The organism is Nonomuraea sp. NPDC049141, assembly GCF_040648415.1.
GTDB lineage: Bacteria > Actinomycetota > Actinomycetes > Streptosporangiales > Streptosporangiaceae > Nonomuraea.
The window spans coordinates 47,397-62,503 of record NZ_JBEZDR010000013.1 but is presented as its reverse complement, the minus strand read 5'-3'; the positions used below and the strand labels follow the sequence as shown (position 1 = coordinate 62,503).

Below are 15,107 nucleotides of genomic sequence, written 5' to 3'. Positions count from 1 at the left end.
GGCCTGCGGGTTTCATAAGGGCCGCGCGGACCTTCCCGTTTTTAACGACATTCCTCTTGTACGGCAAGCCCGGGAAGACCCACCCGCCGACCAGGGCTGAGGACCTCCAGGAATACGGCCGCTGAGCCCGCACAGGGCCGGGCGCCGCAACAAGACGGCGAAAAGCCCCGCTGAACCAGAACGCCGAAGTGACCGGAGGCGAACAACCCCCGGCCACCTTCGATCATCGTTACCTGAACCGGCGCAGCCGCAAGCTGTTGCTGACCACGAAGACGCTGGAGAACGCCATCGCGGCTCCGGCGATCATCGGGTTGAGCAGGCCGAGCGCGGCCAGCGGCAGGGCGGCCACGTTGTAGGCGAATGCCCAGAACAGGTTCGTCTTGATCGTCCCAAGTGTCCGGCGGGACAGCCGGAGGGCGTCGGCCGTCACCCGCAGGTCGCCGCGGACCAGCGTCAGGTCGGCGGCCTCGATGGCCGCGTCGGTGCCGGTGCCCATGGCGAGGCCGAGATCGGCCTGGGCCAGCGCGGCGGCGTCGTTGACGCCGTCGCCGACCATGGCCACCACCTTGCCCTCGCCCTGGAGCCGCTTGACCACGTCCACCTTGTCGGCGGGCAGCACCTCCGCGATCACCTCGTCGATGCCCACCTCGGCCGCGACCGTCCTGGCCACGGCCTCGTTGTCACCGGTCAGCAGCACCGGGGTCAGGCCCAGGCCACGTAGTTGCCCGATGGCCTCCTTGCTGGTCGGCTTGATCACGTCGGCCACCACGAGCACCGCGCGCGCCTGACCGTCCCAGCCCACCGCCACCGCCGTGCGGCCCGCGGCCTGCTCGTCGGCCAGCTTGCGTTCCAGGTCCACGGGCAGGTGCTGCGACCATTCCGTGAGCAGCTTCGGGCGGCCGACCAGCACCGCGTGCCCGTCGACGATGCCCTGCACGCCGAGACCCTCGATGTTGGCGAAGTCCTCGACCACGGCGTCGGAGCCGGCCGCCCGGGCGATGGCCTGGGCGATCGGGTGCTCGGAGGCGTGTTCCAGCGCGCCGGCGAGTCTGAGGACCTCGTCGCGGTTCTCGCCGTCGGCCAGGTGCACGCTGGTGAGGGTCATCTTGCCCTCGGTGACCGTGCCGGTCTTGTCCAGCACGATCGTGTCGATCCGGCGCGTGGACTCCAGCACCTCCGGCCCCTTGATCAGGATGCCGAGCTGGGCGCCCCTGCCGGTGCCGACCAGCAGCGCCGTCGGAGTGGCCAGGCCGAGGGCGCACGGGCAGGCGATGATCAGTACGGCCACCGCCGCGGTGAACGCCGCCCCGGCCCCGCCGCCGGTGCCGAGCCAGAAGCCCAGGGTGGCGACCGCGAGGCCGATCACGATGGGCACGAAGATGCCGGAGATGCGGTCGGCCAGCCGCTGGACCTGCGCCTTGCCGGTCTGCGCCTCTTCCACGAGCTTGGCCATCTGGGCGAGCTGGGTGTCGGCACCGACCCGGGTCGCGCGGACCACGAGCCGACCGCCCGCGTTCACGGTGGCGCCGGTGACCGCGTCGCCGGGCCGTACCTCCACCGGCACCGACTCGCCGGTCAGCATCGAGGCGTCGACGGCCGAGGCGCCCTCCTCGATCACGCCGTCGGTGGCGATCTTCTCGCCGGGCCGCACGACGAACGTGTCGCCGGCCTGGAGCTGGTCGGCGGGGATGCGGGTCTCGACGCCGTCGCGCAGCACCGAGACCTCCTTGGCGCCCAGTTCCAGCAGGGCGCGCAGGGCCGCTCCGGCGCGGCGCTTGGAGCGCGCCTCGAAGTAGCGGCCGGCCAGGATGAACGCGGTCACCCCCGCGGCGGCCTCCAGGTAGATGTTGCCGGAGCCGTCGGTGCGCTGGATCGTGAACTCGAACGGATGCGTCATGCCGGGGGTCCCGGCCGTACCGAAGAACAGGGCCCACAGCGACCAGCCGAGCGCGGCGATGGTGCCGACCGAGATCAGCGTGTCCATCGTCGCCGCGCCATGGCGCAGGTTGGTCCAGGCGGCCTTGTGGAACGGCCAGCCCGCGTAGACCACCACCGGCGCGGCCAGCGTCAGCGACAGCCACTGCCAGTTGGTGAACTGCAGCGGCGGGATCATCGCCATCGCGATCACCGGCACGGCCAGCACCACCGAGGTGACCAGCCGCTCGCGCAGCGGCCGGAGCTCGTCCTGCGGCTCCTGGTCGGCGGTCTCCGCATCGGTCTTGGGTGGTGCGGGCAGCGCGGCGGTGTAGCCGGCCTTCTCCACTTCCGAGATGAGCTGCTGCGCATCGACGTCGCTGGAGAAAGTGACTTTCGCCTTCTCCGTCGCGTAGTTGACCGTCGCCGTCACGCCGTCCATCTTGTTGAGCTTGCGCTCGATCCGGTTGGCGCAGGACGCGCAGGTCATGCCACCGATCGAGAGTTCGACCGCGTTGTGTGGCCGGTCATCGGTGAGGGGAGACATCACCTTTCTCCTTTCTCGCGTCGCGTCCTGGTCAGTGTTCGCCGTGGGTGGTCGCTGGTGCGGGGGTCGCTGGTGCGGGGGTCGCCGGTGCGGAGGCCGGCGTGCCCGCCGGGGCGGGGGCCGCCTTGGCGGTGAAGTCGGCGGTCCGTACGGTGCCCTCGTGCTGGAAGTCGAGGAACAGCCGGTAGTCGCCGCCGCTGGGCACCTCGGCATAGAAGGTTATCTCCGGACCCGCGGCGGTCTTGCCGTCGCCGGGGGCGCCGTCGGGGTGTACGTGCAGGTAGGCCAGGTCCCCGCCGCGCAGTGCGACCAGGTGGCCGTAGGCGCCGAGGTAGGGCTGCAGGTCGGTGACGGGCTTGCCGTCCTTGCTGACCTTGAGGGTGAGCTTGCTGGCCTGGCCGGGGATCAGGTCGCCGTCGAGGGTGACGGTGTAGCCGTCCACGGTGGACGTACGGCCGACCGGCGGGAGCGCCTTGGGCGCGTAGTCACCGGCGACGAGCACGTCCGTGCCCAGCGTCAGCCCGTCGGCGCCCGTGGGGGCGAAGTCGGCGAAGGCGCGGTAGGCGCCCGGCTCGGGCAGCGTCAGCTTGATCGTCCAGACGCCGCCGCCGGCTTCGGCCGGGTGCACGTGCTGGAAGCTCGTCAGGTCGCGGGAGACCACGATGAAGTGCAGCTTCTTGTCGTGCTTCACCTGGTAGTCGGTCACCGGCCCGCCGCCGGGGCCGGTCACCTTGAACTGGAAGTCGGTGGGCTCGCCGGGGCGGATCGTGGAGGTCAGAGGGGTGAGCGTGTAGCCGTTCTCGGACATCTGAAGCCCTCCGGGGGTATCCGCTTGCGCCACGGCCGCCGTCTCGGTGGAGTGGGCGGCACCGTGGCCCTCCTCGGCCGGAGCCGGGGCCACTTCGCCGACCGCGCTGCCCACGCCCAGGGCGCCGCCGAAGATGACGGCCAGCCCCAGGACGTAGGCGCCGAGCTTGGCTGCGGCGTTCACGAGGGAATCGCCACTTCGTATCCGGCCTCCTCGACCGCGGCGACGATCTTCGCCTCGTCGATCGGGCTCTCACTTCCGACGGTCAGCAGGCCGCTGGCCAGATCGACCTCGACGCCCGTGACGCCGGGGACCTCGCCGACCTCTTCCTTGACCGAGCTGACGCAGTGGCCGCAGGTCATGCCCTTGACGGTGTAGGTGGCGGTGCTCATATCGATCAACCTTTCAAGTCAGGAACGAACAAGACGGGCGATGGCGTCACTGGCCTCTTTGACCTTGGCCTGGGCCTCGGGGCCGCCCTTGAGCGTGGCCTCGGCGACGCAGTGACTCAGGTGCTCTTCGAGCAGGGAGAGGGCGAACGACTGCAGCGCGCTGGTCGCCGCGGAGACCTGGGTGAGGATGTCGATGCAGTATTTGTCCTCGTCCACCATCCGCTGCAGGCCGCGGATCTGACCCTCCACCCGGCGCAGTCGTCGTTGGTGGTCTTGCTTGCTGTGGGCGTAGCCGGTCATCCGCTTCTCCCCTCCCGCGCTTCTTTGATGGACATTACCATACCCCCCTACCCTATACAAAGCGCGGCCCATGAGCTCGCCTCTGTCTGCGGATGCGGGGGACGACTCGACAACCCGACCCAGGCAACCCGCAGGTCAGCGGCGGGATCGCGGGGATCGTGAGGAGATCGCGGGGGTCGCGAGAAGATCGCGGCGGACCGAAGTGAGCCGAGACCAGCCGCAGCCAGTCGGGCGCGGTCGACCCGGCGGCCGGTAGGCAGGCCGCAGCCGGCCAGCGGGGTCGACAGGCGTAGCCGATCAGGCACGGCCGGCCAGGCGCGGTCGATCAGGCGCGGTCGATCAGGCGCGGTCGATCAGGCGCGGTCGATCAGGCGCGGTCGATCAGGCGATGGCGAGCTTCCCCGGCCGGGACGAGCCAGCGGCCAAGCTACGTCCTTGGCGGGCGGCGTGCCTCCATCTGCAGCAGCATCGGGCGAAGGTCTTGGCGGCGCTGGGCATCAGGAGCGGCCGATCCCACAAGCCGATCTCACAAGCCGGTCCCACAAGCCAGTACCGCAGGCCCGCCGCCACGTGCAGGGCAGGCAAGGCGGTCTCACCAGGCCAAGGGCGAAGCATCGCCGAATGCATACCGGCACGCCGCTGCCGGGTGCACTGACCATGCCGGCCCAAGCCCAGCGGCGCCCACTCCTGAGTCGGCCGAGTGTCGAGGCGGCGCTGCGCGATCTCTCCGGCGTACGAGGACGACGTCAGGAAGCGGTCGCGGCCGCGTGCCGTTCCAGGAAGGTGTAGACGTCGGCCTCGTCCACCCCCGGGAACGACCCCGGCGGCAGGGCGGCCAGAACGTGCGAGTTGGCGCGGGCCGACGGCCAGGCGTAGCCCTCCCAGCGTTCGGCCAGTTCAGTAGGCGGGCGGCGGCAGCAGTCGCCGGTCGGGCAGTTGGATTTGGTGCGGTTGGTGGTCTCCCTGCCCCGGAACCACCGCGACTCCCTGAACGGCACCCCGAGCGTGATCGCGAAGTCCCGCTCCCGCGACGGGTCCACGTGCGCGACGCAGAAATAGGTGCCCGTGGGCGAATCCGAGTACTGGTAGAACACCGAGAACCGGTCCGGCGAGGAGAACACCTGGCGCCCCGACCACTGCAGGCACATCCGCTGCCCCTCGATCGCCCCCTGCTCGTCGGCGGGGAAGACGATCCCGTCGTTCTCGTACGCCTTGTAGATCGTGCCGCCCGCGTCGTTGCGGACGAAGTGGCAGACCAGGTCGAGGTGGTGGGTGGCCAGGTTCGTGAAGCGGTGGGCGGCCATCTCATACGACACGGCGAACACGTCGCGCAGGTCCTCCACCGACAGCGCCCGGTTCGACTTGGCCTCCTGCAGGTAGAGGGCGGCGGCCTTCTCCGGTACGAGCACGGCGGCGGCGAAGTAGTTGGCCTCGGTGCGCTGGCGCAGGAAGTCGGCGAAGTCGCGTGGCTTGCCGTGGCCGAGCGCGAGGTGGCCGAGGGTCTGCAGCAGGATCGTCCGGGGGGTATGCATGCCGAGCTGCTCGTGCTTGACGTAGATGCGGCGGTTGCGGAGGTCCGTGATGGAACGTACGGACCTGGGGAGGTCCTGGGCGGTGTGCACCGTGAAGCCGAAATGGGTGACCAGGCCCTGGATCATGCTCTGCGACAGGGCGCCGGTGCGGTAGCCGACCGAGGTCAGCGCCTCGGCGGCGGCCTTCTCGATCTCGGGGAAGTAGTTGCCGACCTCGCGCTGGCGGCGCCTCAGCTCGGCGTTCGCGGCTCTGGCCTCTTCCGGGGTGGCGGTGCCCCGTGCTTGCCTCGCGCGCAGCTCGCCGTACAGGCCGAGGAGGTGTTCGAGGACGTCGTTCGGGACGCGCGCGGAGACCTTGAGCCGCGGCAGGCCGAGGCTCGCGTAGATCGGGTCGCGCTGGGCCTCTTCCAGCGCGATCTCGAGCTGGGCGCGGCGGTTCGGCGGCTGGCGGCGCAGCAGCTCCTCGACGGGGACGCCCAGCGCGGCCGCCAGGGATTTGAGCAGCGTGAGCTTCGGTTCGCGCTTGCCGTTCTCCAGCAGCGACAGCTGGCTGGGCGCCCTGCTGACCCGCGACCCCAGGTCGGAAAGGGTCAGACCACGCTGTTTGCGCAGGTGGCGAAGGCGTTGCCCAAACGCGATGAGATCGAGCTCCTGCGTCAAAGACAGCGGTTCTTCGCCTAGCAAGGACGCCATGTGAGCATCTTAGACAGAAATTCCAGCCATTTTCTAGACATCGGAGGACCAGGGCCGGAGGTGTCTTGGGACCACGGAGGGGAGCCGTCGCCTCATGACATTGGTCTAGTCCATTGGGAAAACTTGGCTTTTATTCTCGGCTGAATACCCGCGAGTATTCATATCAGCAGAAATTCGCCGCTTCTTCTGGCCAGAGCAGGCTATTGGCCCCTACCCGCCCGGGCACAGACTCGGCACAGGCCCCAGGGGACGACAAAGGAGTGCAAAATGAACGATCGCCTCAAGGGAGCTGCTGAGCAGCTGCAGGACGAATGGGACAGCGACCCTCGCTGGGCGGGCGTCGAACGGACTTATCGCGCCGAGGACGTGATCAGGCTGCGCGGAAGCGTCCAGGAGGAGCACACGCTGGCCCGGCGCGGCGCCGAGCGGCTGTGGAACCTCCTGCAGACCGAGGACTACGTGCACGCGCTCGGCGCGCTCACCGGAAACCAGGCGGTCCAGCAGGTGAAGGCCGGGCTGCAGGCCATCTACCTGTCCGGCTGGCAGGTCGCGGCCGACGCGAACCTGGGCGGCCAGACCTACCCGGACCAGAGCCTCTATCCGGCGAACTCCGTGCCCGCCGTCGTGCGCCGGATCAACAACGCGTTGCTGCGTGCCGACCAGATCACCTGGTCGGAGGGCCTCCAGGACGGGCCGCACTGGCTGGCGCCGATCGTGGCGGACGCCGAGGCGGGGTTCGGTGGCGTGCTGAACGCGTACGAGCTCATGAAGGGCATGATCGCCGCAGGCGCGGCGGGCGTGCACTGGGAGGACCAGCTCGCCTCCGAGAAGAAGTGCGGCCACCTGGGCGGCAAGGTGCTGATCCCGACCGGCCAGCACGTCAAGACGCTGAACGCCGCCCGCCTGGCCGCCGACGTGGCCGGTGTCCCGACTCTGATCATCGCGCGGACCGACGCCCAGGCCGCGACGCTCCTGACCAGCGACGTGGACCCCCGCGACCAGGCGTTCGCCACCGGCGAGCGGACCGCCGAGGGCTTCTACCGGGTCCGCAACGGCGTCAAGTCGTGCATCGCGCGCGGCCTGGCCTACTCGCCGCACTCCGACCTGCTCTGGATGGAGACCGGCACGCCCGACCTCGACGTGGCCCGCGAGTTCGCCGAGGCCATCAAGGCGGAGTACCCGGACCAAATGCTGGCCTACAACTGCTCACCGTCGTTCAACTGGAAGAAGCACCTGGACGACTCCACGATCGCCAAGTTCCAGCGGGAGCTGGGGCATATGGGGTACAAATTCCAGTTCATTACGCTGGCCGGCTTCCACTCGCTGAACTACTCGATGTTCAGCCTGGCACAGGGGTACGCCAACGACGGCATGACCGCGTACGTCGACCTGCAGGAGGCCGAGTTCGCGGCCGAGTCGCGCGGCTACACCGCGACCCGCCACCAGCGCGAGGTCGGCACCGGCTACTTCGACCTGATCAGCACCGCCGTCGCCCCCGACTCCTCGACGACCGCGCTGCGCGGCTCCACCGAGGAAGAGCAGTTCAGCCACTAGATCCGCTGATCTCGCCGGCCACCTCCAGGGCATGGGATGGTTCCCCGGCGAATGGGCCGCGCCAGACTCCCCCCGGCCTGGCGCGGCCCGCTCTGGAAACCGCAGCCGCCGCACGCTTGTCAGGGGGTCAACCCATCCTCAACAGGTCCTCAACGTCCCCGCTCCTACGGTTTGCGTGACATTTCCGAGGAAGACAGGGACCCGCAAGATGAGCATGAGGAGAAAGATCCGACTCGCGGCGATGGCGGCGCTCACCTCTGTCGCTCTGGTCGCGCTGCCCGCCTACGCCGCTTCAGCCTCAACCGCGTCGGCCCTGGACGGCGCCCCAGACTGCGCCACGACCTGGACCGGAAGCGACTACAACAAGTGGGTGAAGGTCCGCAACGACTGCGGGCGCACCATACGCGTGAAGATCGTCATCCAGTACAACTTCGACAGTGAGTGCAAGGTGCTCAAGCCGGGCAAGACTTTCTTCTTCCGGCACGGCTGGGGTTCCTACCTCGACGAAGTCAGGGCCTGCTGACCTGTCGGCCAGGGGCGGGAGTGCGCGCTCCAGCACACGGCCCTTTTTTTGGGGTTTTTTGTACGGCAAGCATGGGCCAGCCCCAAACGCCGCACAGGGCTGAGGGCCTCCAGGGACACGGCCGCTGATCCCGCACGGGGTCGGCCGCCGTGACGAGACGGTGCTCATTCAGGCTGGTCGTCAGCCGATTCCCTCAGCCCAGCAGGCCTTCGATCAGGTCGGCGGCCCGTGCGATGCCGCGCTGGAGCACGTTCTTTCGACAAGCCCGCCAACCTGCCGTCCTTCACCAGGTAGCCGACCGCCACTGTGCCGTGGAACAGCAACAGATGGTGCTCGCACTGGCTCGCGAACCGGATACCCTCGACGACCTCCTGCCGAGCGTGTCGGTCCCCGATAGATCGCCGGACGGCTCACCCCAGCTTGGCGGCCATCTCCCGCACCGCTCCTTCCCGCGCGTCGTACATCGCCTTCGCCCGATGGGCGCCACGCCTTGTCCGGGCGGGCGGTGCCGCCGTCCTTCGTAGTCGTCCGGTGGAGGACGCCATCCAGGATGTCTCGGCGGACCACTTCGGCCTGATCGTGAGCATGCCGGGTGTCCAGCCTCGGTAAGACCCGCTTTTCCTTGAGACACGCCAATGGCAAAACTGCGCGAAATCGTGGGCGCGTCCGGTAGGGCGCCGTATCGTGCGAGGTAGAGGGCCTTCTCCTACTGGATCCACCCCGGACGGCGTCCACTGCGCATCGCGCGCATGGAGCCTGCTTCGGATGGGGTTCTTCGTTGGATAGGAGTTGGTTCCTATGGACACGCAACGCGCGCTTCTTATCGCGCTCGCGATAGTCGCCTGCACCAGCATCGCGACCGCTCTCATGCTCGCGGACGGCTCCACGTGGCCCGCCGCACTCCTCACCGGACTCACCGCCGGCGGCGCCGTTCTGTGGGGACTGCTCGGCTGTTTCAACCGCCACCCATAGACGCAAGGAAGAGGCCCGGATCTTCTCCAGGCTGGGCCCCTTCCTCGTCACCCCAGCACGGTTGGGTGCGCCGAGAACGGCCCGACGCCCTCGCCCGTCGCGCTGTTCGACGGTCGCCACCCAGCCGTGCCGCGCCGGCTCGACGAGTGCGGCCAGGACGCGGCTCACGCTCGCCTGTGTCCGAGCGCGGTTACGGCGGCTCTCGCCGAGCTGGGCTCGATGACCGGACGATGCCTGGCCGCGTCCGCGAGGACGCTCACGCCTCCGTCCGCCGTGCGGGAGCTGAGGTGAGGTGAGGTCGGCGATCAAGGCGTGCACGCGGGCCTCGATCGCGTCCCGGATCGGCCGTACAGCCTCGAGCCCTTGTCCGGCGGGGTCGTCCAGCTCCCAGTCCTCATACCGTTTGCGCACCCGGACGCGGTCGCCTGCGAGGTGGGTGAGGAAGGCGGCGGCCATCTGAGAGCGGCCGGCGTTGTGCACGCAGACGAACAACACCGCTGGTCGGACACCGTTTCTCCTATCGAGGCAGGTCGGCCGAGGCCGCCGGACACCATCAGGGACGGGCGCGGGCGGCGCGGCCCTCGGCGGATACAGGGCGGCCAGCAGCAGAGCACCGAGCGCGGCCCCAGCCACAGGTCGACGCCGCCACCCAGCACCTCAAGGACGCCGGGCTGGCCACGTTCGAGGAGAACGACACCTCCTGCTGCTACGCCCTCCAGGACAAGGTGTGGGTCCACCGGAAAGATCACTTCGTGCTGTACCAGAGGCTGATCGCCTTGAGTTGCTTCGCTGGTCCCTCGGCCAGGAGCCGCTTGATCTTGCCATCGAAACCGGCCAGGACCACGCGGGTGGTGCCGCCCTTGGTGACCAGGGCGAGGATGTGCTCGCCGTCCAGCCAGCCGCTGAACGTCGTGATCTCGCCTCCCGGCACGACGGCCTTCCTGGTGCCGGTGACCACGTCCCACAGGCAGACGTCCCTGGGCTTGCCCGGGCAGGCGGTGGAGAACACCGTGGCGGTCCCCGTGCCGATGCGCAGTGTGGCGGCGCTCCTGTGCATGAGGTCGCCCATGCCGCGGAATGAGCGGATCACCGCGCCGTCCAGCCCGACGAAGCTGATCGCACCGTCCCTTTCCTGGCGCATCAGGGTCGAGGCGTCCGGGCCCCAGGAGTAGCTGCCCTTGTACCCTCCGGCCATCAGGCGGGTGCGGACGCTCTTGGTCGCGGCGTCCACGATCACGAACCCGGCCATGGTCAGCGAGCCCGTCTTGCCCGTGTAGATCGTCATGAGCAGGTGACGGCCGTCCTCGTTCCACACCGCACCGAGCGTTTCGCCGGGTTTGTCGGCGGTGCGGAGTTCCACGTCCTCGCCGGTGGCCGTGGTGACCAACCTGATCGTGTTGTAATCGGTACGGCTCAGCGTCGTGGTGGACAGAGCGGCCACATAGGTGCCGTGCGGTGAGACCGCCGGCTGCTGGAAATTTCCGAAGTATTCGAATTTGGCGGTCTTGGCGTCGCGGACGTAGGCGGGAGCGCCATCACTCAGCGGCACGATTCCGTAGGCGGAGCTGGCCCAGACGGGGTCGGCGGGGTTCTCGTGCAAGGTGATCTTCGTGCCGGGTATCTTCGCCGTGGTCGTCGCGGTCGTGGGGATCACTTGGGCGACCGAGACCGTGGGCGTGCCGGACGACGCCGAGGATGGGATGGAGCTCGGGCCGGTGGTGGCGGTGGCGGTCCCCGCCGTGCCGGTCACGGTCGCCGTACGGGTGAGCTTGATCGTGACGGTCACCGCGACGGCGGCCACCAGCACCGCGGCGGCGCCCGCCCCGGCCCGCGCGAGCCGCCGCCCGAAGCGCCGGACAGGAACCGGCGCCGAAGCGGCAGGGGGCGGGGCGGCGGATCTGGTGCCCTCGGTGAGCAGGCCCTGTGGCGGGACCGGATGGCCGAGCAGGGTGAGCAGGGCGCGGGCGGCCGTCGGGCGGGCGGCGGGGTCCTTGGCCAGGCAGCGGGCCACCAGGTCACGCAGGTCGCCCCGCAGGTCGCCGAGGTCCGGCTCCGCGGTCAGGATCCGGTTGAGCACGGACGGCAGGTCGCCCGAGCCGAAGGGCGGCTTGCCCGTCGCGGCGCACACCACCGTGGCCGCCCAGGCGAACAGGTCCGCCGGCGGCCCGGAGCCGGCGCCGCCGAACTGCTCGGGAGCCATGTACGGCGGGGTGCCCACCAACTGGTCGCCGGTCAGCTCACTGGAGTCCAGCGCCCGCGAGATACCGAAGTCGATCACCCGGGGGCCGTCCCTGCCGAGCAGCACGTTGCCCGGTTTGAGGTCCCGGTGCACCACGCCGGCCTGGTGGATGGCGGCCAGCGCGGTCAGGCTGCCGATCGCCAGGCGGCGCAGTTCGGCCTGCCGCAGCGGGCCCCGCTCGGCCAGGACCCTGGCGAGTGAGGGACCGTCGACGTACTCGCTGACGACGTACGGGACACCGTTCAGCTCGCCGGTCGCCAGCACGGTCGCCGTGCAGAACGCCTTGACGCGCCGCGCGAGCTCGATCTCCTTGGCGAACCCGGCCCGGTCCTCCTCCCCGGCCGCGCGCGTGAGCAGCTTGATCGCGACCCGCTCCCCGTCGGCCGACTCGCCGAGGTAGACGACCCCTTGGCCGCCGTGGCCGAGCCGGCCCGCGACACGGTACGACCCCACCTGGGCGGGATCACCCGTGAGCAAGGGGCGCGGTTCCATGGTCACGGCGCCTTGGCCGCGAACTGCCGGGCGCTGTTGTGCGGGGCGAGGTCCACGAGCACCCGCTCGACCTTGCCCAAGAAGTCGACGATCTCGACCTGGGCCCGGCCCTTCTTGGCGTTCTCCTGCACCAGGATGTGGTCCTCGTCGAACCAGCCGAGCAGGAGGGAGCCGTCCTTGACGGAGGGCACGGTGGCCTTGCGGTCACCGGTCGTGGCGTCCCAGACGCAGACCTCCTTGCCGGTGGGGCAGACCGTCATGAACTGCTTGCCCGACGGGGAGTACCAGGAGACGTCACGGGGCCTGCCCACCCAGTGCATGCTGTGCGTGACTTTTCCCGACATGTCGTACGTCTCGATGCCGTTGCTCTTGGGGCTGCTGTAGCCTCTGGCGATCTTGCCGTCCGGGGTGAACGCGAACGGCAGGCTGCTGTCGTCGGTGTACTGGGTCTTCACGACGGTGGCCGTCCGCGCCCGCACGTCGACGGCCACGAAGCCGGTGATCCGGTCCCGCTTGGCGTTCGTGATCGACAGCAGCACCCGCCCGCCGTCCCGCGACCAGGAGGGGTACCAGGTCTGCGCGGGTTTCTGCACCGTGTTGACGGTGAAGGACTCCTTGGTGTTCAGGTTGGTGAACCGCACGTGATCCATGCCGGAACTCTGGAACTTGATCCACGGGTTGAGCGCCACCCAGTCGCCCATCGGCGACACGCGCGGCTCCTCGGCCAGACCGACCTCCTGGAACTGGCCGGCCCGGTCCCTGGCGAACGCCTTGAACGGCCTCTTGACCTGGAGGTAGGCGGCCAGCCGTACGGGATCGGCGGAGTTCTCGTGCAGGACGGCGTCGATGTCGGTGAGTTTGACGTCCTTGTCGGCCTTGGGCGCGACGCTGGCGACCGGCGCGCTGGTCACGCTCGGTGTGATCGTGGGCGCGGCGGTGATGACCGAGGTGGGCAGGTTCGTACCGGCGTCGGATCGGACGGCCCCGGACGGACGGGGGGCGGACGGACCGGCGGCCACCACGATCGGCCGGCGGGTCAGCGCGTAGACGCCGACGCCGGACACCAGGGCCCCCGCGACGAACGCCACCACGGCGATCAGCACCCCGCGACCCCGCCGAACCGGCACAGTGGCCGCGACGCCGGCCGGCTCCTGCCCGTCCTGCGGTGACGGCTGCGGCGAATCCGACGAAAACGACGGCGACTGCGATGGCTGCCACCGCAGCGGTGGGGAATCCAGCGATGAAGGCGGCTGCGAGTCCGGGGGTAATCGCGGCGGCGGCAGACTGTACGGCAGCCCGGACGGCGGCGGCAGCCGCGCGGTCAGGAAGTTGGTCTCCCCGACCAGCCGCAGCAGCACGTCGCTCGACGTGGGACGCAGCGCGGGATCCTTCGCCAGGCAGGCCACCACCAGCTCGCGCAGGTCCCCGAGGTCGGGCAGGTCCGGCTCGCCGTTGGTGATCCGGTTGACCGTGCCCGCCATCGAGCCGCCGTCGAAGGGAGAGCGGCCGGACGCCGCGGCCACCAACGTCGCCGCCCAGGAGAACAGGTCGGCCGGCGGTTCCGCCGTGGCCCCGCCGAGCCGTTCCGGCGGGGTGAAGGCGGGAACGTCCACCTTGCGGGTCGTGGCGGAGGCCGTGCCCGCCATCGCCCGGCCGATGCCGAAATTGATCAGCCTGGGCCCGTCAGGGCCGAGCACCACGTTGCCGGGCCGGATGTCGCCGTGCACGACGTTCGCCTGGTGGATGGCCACCAGCGCGGTCGCGGTCCCGACCGCGAGCCGGTGCAGCGCCGCGTTCCGCAGCCGCGTGCCCGCCGCGGTCGCCCGCTCCAGCGTGGGGCCGTCGATGTACTCGCTCACCACGTACGGCCGGTCGTCCAGCAGCCCCGACCCGAGCACCTGGGCCGTGCAGAACGCGGAGACCTCCTGGAAGGGCTCGATCATGCGCAGGAAGCGCTCCTGGTCGACCTCCGGGTCCAGCAGCTTCACCACGACGAGCTCCGGAGCGCCCTCTTCCGGTTCAGCGTTCACCCGTCCGACGAACACGTCCGGGCTCAGCCGTCCGATCAGCCGGTACTCACCCACCTGGATGGGGTCTTGCTCGCGCAGCGGTTCGAATTCCGGCATGCGGATTTCTCCTCCCGGCACAACCAGGCCGTAGATCACCAATTATGGTGACTCGTCGCCGGGAATTGGAGAGGTTGCCCGTGATCCCGCGATCAGGTGAGCGTCGCGCTGGGCGTCTCCTAGCCGAGTGCCGCGGCCTCCTCGGCTTCGACCTGGCGGTTCCAGTCGCGCTTCACGGCTCGCCAGCCCTCGTCGTCGGCCCCGAGCCGCCAGTAGCCGGAGATCGACAGCCGCTCCATCGGCACCTTGCGATCGACCCGGAGGTGCCGCCGCAGCTCCTTGACGAACCCCGCCTCGCCGTGGACGAACGCGTGCACATCACCCTCGGGGAACTCCAGCTCACGCACCGCCTTCACCAGCGCCTCGCCGACGGGCGCGCCGCCGCGGTGCAGCCAGACCAGCCGCGTGTCACCGGCGACCCGCAGCTTCTGCTCCTCCTCCGGCCCGTCCACCTCGATGAAGGCGTGGGCGAGGGCGCCGTCGGGCAGCGCCTCCAGCGAGGCCGCGATCGCCGGGAGCGCGCTCTCGTCACCCACGAGCAGGTGCCAGCCGGCCTCCGGGCTCGGCACGTAGCCGCCGCCGGGGCCCAGCATGAACAGCTCGTCGCCGGGCACGGCCCGCGCGGCCCACGGCCCGGCGATGCCCTCGTCGCCGTGGTAGACGAAGTCCAGCGTCATCTCCTGGGCGTCGGAGTCCCAGGCCCGCACGGTGTAGGTGCGCAGCCGCGGCCAGACCTCCCGCGGCATGGTCTCGCGTACGTGCTGGACGTTGAAGGGAACCGGGTAGTCGACACCCTCGTGCGGGAAGACGAGCTTGACGTAGTGGTCGGTGAGACCCGAGGTGGCGAAGTCACGCAGATCCTCACCACCGACCACCACGCGGATCATGTGGGGCGAGATCCGCTCCGTACGGACGACGACGCCGCGATGGTGATCTCTGGGCTTGTCAGCCATCGGTCACTCCTCGAAATATTAGGTATGCCTAACCTACACTGTCATGCTCCGGTCCGCAGGTG

General features: G+C 69.7%; 12 protein-coding genes and 1 pseudogene. 4 read left to right on the top strand and 9 right to left on the bottom strand.

Features of this window, described 5'->3' with window-relative positions:
• Nucleotides 1–229 precede the first annotated feature (229 nt).
• The 5 genes from AB0B91_RS35570 to AB0B91_RS35550 form a co-directional block, all read right to left on the bottom strand.
• The gene (locus AB0B91_RS35570; RefSeq protein ID WP_358329087.1) at nucleotides 230–2,461 is read right to left on the bottom strand and encodes a heavy metal translocating P-type ATPase; all 2,232 of its coding nucleotides are present in this window, start codon (nucleotides 2,459–2,461) and stop codon (nucleotides 230–232) included.
• A gap of 31 nt (nucleotides 2,462–2,492) precedes the next feature.
• Nucleotides 2,493–3,452 (bottom strand): hypothetical protein, encoded by a 960-nt coding sequence (locus AB0B91_RS35565; RefSeq protein ID WP_358329084.1) that lies wholly within the window; start codon nucleotides 3,450–3,452, stop codon nucleotides 2,493–2,495.
• Nucleotides 3,449–3,661, bottom strand: a complete 213-nt coding sequence (locus AB0B91_RS35560; RefSeq protein WP_358329081.1) for a cation transporter — start codon at nucleotides 3,659–3,661, stop codon at nucleotides 3,449–3,451. Before AB0B91_RS35560 ends, AB0B91_RS35565 begins: the two co-directional genes overlap by 4 nt.
• Nucleotides 3,662–3,679: 18 nt before the next feature.
• Nucleotides 3,680–3,961 (bottom strand): metal-sensitive transcriptional regulator, encoded by a 282-nt coding sequence (locus tag AB0B91_RS35555; RefSeq protein WP_358329078.1) that lies wholly within the window; start codon nucleotides 3,959–3,961, stop codon nucleotides 3,680–3,682.
• Nucleotides 3,962–4,707: 746 nt separating this feature from the next.
• Nucleotides 4,708–6,153: a helix-turn-helix domain-containing protein gene (locus tag AB0B91_RS35550; protein WP_358329817.1), complete on the bottom strand. Its 1,446-nt coding sequence runs from the start codon at nucleotides 6,151–6,153 to the stop codon at nucleotides 4,708–4,710.
• A gap of 300 nt (nucleotides 6,154–6,453) precedes the next feature.
• Between AB0B91_RS35550 and aceA the strand changes: the two genes are divergently transcribed.
• Together aceA and AB0B91_RS35540 are read left to right on the top strand one after the other, a co-directional pair.
• Nucleotides 6,454–7,740, top strand: a complete 1,287-nt coding sequence (aceA, locus tag AB0B91_RS35545) for an isocitrate lyase (protein WP_358329075.1) — start codon at nucleotides 6,454–6,456, stop codon at nucleotides 7,738–7,740.
• A 214-nt stretch (nucleotides 7,741–7,954) separates the two neighbouring features.
• The gene (locus AB0B91_RS35540; RefSeq protein WP_358329072.1) at nucleotides 7,955–8,263 is read left to right on the top strand and encodes a hypothetical protein; all 309 of its coding nucleotides are present in this window, start codon (nucleotides 7,955–7,957) and stop codon (nucleotides 8,261–8,263) included.
• Between the two features lie 164 nt (nucleotides 8,264–8,427).
• Here AB0B91_RS35540 and AB0B91_RS35535 read toward each other — a convergent pair whose 3' ends face one another.
• A complete protein-coding gene (locus tag AB0B91_RS35535) occupies nucleotides 8,428–8,658 on the bottom strand; it encodes a GTP cyclohydrolase I (RefSeq protein ID WP_358329815.1) in 231 nt (76 codons plus the stop codon).
• 403 nt (nucleotides 8,659–9,061) lie between these two features.
• On the opposite strand from AB0B91_RS35535, the gene AB0B91_RS35530 reads away from it, so the two are divergent.
• Together AB0B91_RS35530 and AB0B91_RS35525 are read left to right on the top strand one after the other, a co-directional pair.
• Nucleotides 9,062–9,235 (top strand): hypothetical protein, encoded by a 174-nt coding sequence (locus AB0B91_RS35530; protein WP_358329836.1) that lies wholly within the window; start codon nucleotides 9,062–9,064, stop codon nucleotides 9,233–9,235.
• A gap of 632 nt (nucleotides 9,236–9,867) precedes the next feature.
• Nucleotides 9,868–9,972: pseudogene (locus tag AB0B91_RS35525) on the top strand (glyoxalase/bleomycin resistance/dioxygenase family protein); the annotation flags it as partial.
• Nucleotides 9,973–9,980: 8 nt separating this feature from the next.
• Here AB0B91_RS35525 and AB0B91_RS35520 read toward each other — a convergent pair.
• The 3 genes from AB0B91_RS35520 to AB0B91_RS35510 all read right to left on the bottom strand — a co-directional run bounded on the left by AB0B91_RS35520 (nucleotide 9,981) and on the right by AB0B91_RS35510 (nucleotide 15,045).
• Nucleotides 9,981–11,966, bottom strand: a complete 1,986-nt coding sequence (locus AB0B91_RS35520) for a serine/threonine-protein kinase (RefSeq protein WP_358329069.1) — start codon at nucleotides 11,964–11,966, stop codon at nucleotides 9,981–9,983.
• A gap of 2 nt (nucleotides 11,967–11,968) precedes the next feature.
• On the bottom strand, nucleotides 11,969–14,092 hold the full coding sequence (locus AB0B91_RS35515) for a serine/threonine-protein kinase (RefSeq protein ID WP_358329066.1): 2,124 nt from the start codon (nucleotides 14,090–14,092) through the stop codon (nucleotides 11,969–11,971).
• Nucleotides 14,093–14,211: 119 nt separating this feature from the next.
• On the bottom strand, nucleotides 14,212–15,045 hold the full coding sequence (locus AB0B91_RS35510) for a siderophore-interacting protein (RefSeq protein WP_358329063.1): 834 nt from the start codon (nucleotides 15,043–15,045) through the stop codon (nucleotides 14,212–14,214).
• Nucleotides 15,046–15,107 lie beyond the last annotated feature (62 nt).

Bases quoted from the DNA above. Each gene is read 5' to 3' on its own strand.
- AB0B91_RS35510 (WP_358329063.1), bottom strand. From the start codon at position 15,045: ATGGCTGACAAGCCCAGAGATCACCATCGCGGCGTCGTCGTCCGTACG.
- AB0B91_RS35555 (WP_358329078.1), bottom strand. From the start codon at position 3,961: ATGACCGGCTACGCCCACAGCAAGCAAGACCACCAACGACGACTGCGC.
- AB0B91_RS35520 (WP_358329069.1), bottom strand. From the start codon at position 11,966: ATGGAACCGCGCCCCTTGCTCACGGGTGATCCCGCCCAGGTGGGGTCG.
- AB0B91_RS35560 (WP_358329081.1), bottom strand. From the start codon at position 3,661: ATGAGCACCGCCACCTACACCGTCAAGGGCATGACCTGCGGCCACTGC.
- AB0B91_RS35515 (WP_358329066.1), bottom strand. From the start codon at position 14,092: ATGCCGGAATTCGAACCGCTGCGCGAGCAAGACCCCATCCAGGTGGGT.
- AB0B91_RS35570 (WP_358329087.1), bottom strand. From the start codon at position 2,461: ATGTCTCCCCTCACCGATGACCGGCCACACAACGCGGTCGAACTCTCG.
- AB0B91_RS35530 (WP_358329836.1), top strand. From the start codon at position 9,062: ATGGACACGCAACGCGCGCTTCTTATCGCGCTCGCGATAGTCGCCTGC.
- AB0B91_RS35540 (WP_358329072.1), top strand. From the start codon at position 7,955: ATGAGGAGAAAGATCCGACTCGCGGCGATGGCGGCGCTCACCTCTGTC.
- aceA (WP_358329075.1), top strand. From the start codon at position 6,454: ATGAACGATCGCCTCAAGGGAGCTGCTGAGCAGCTGCAGGACGAATGG.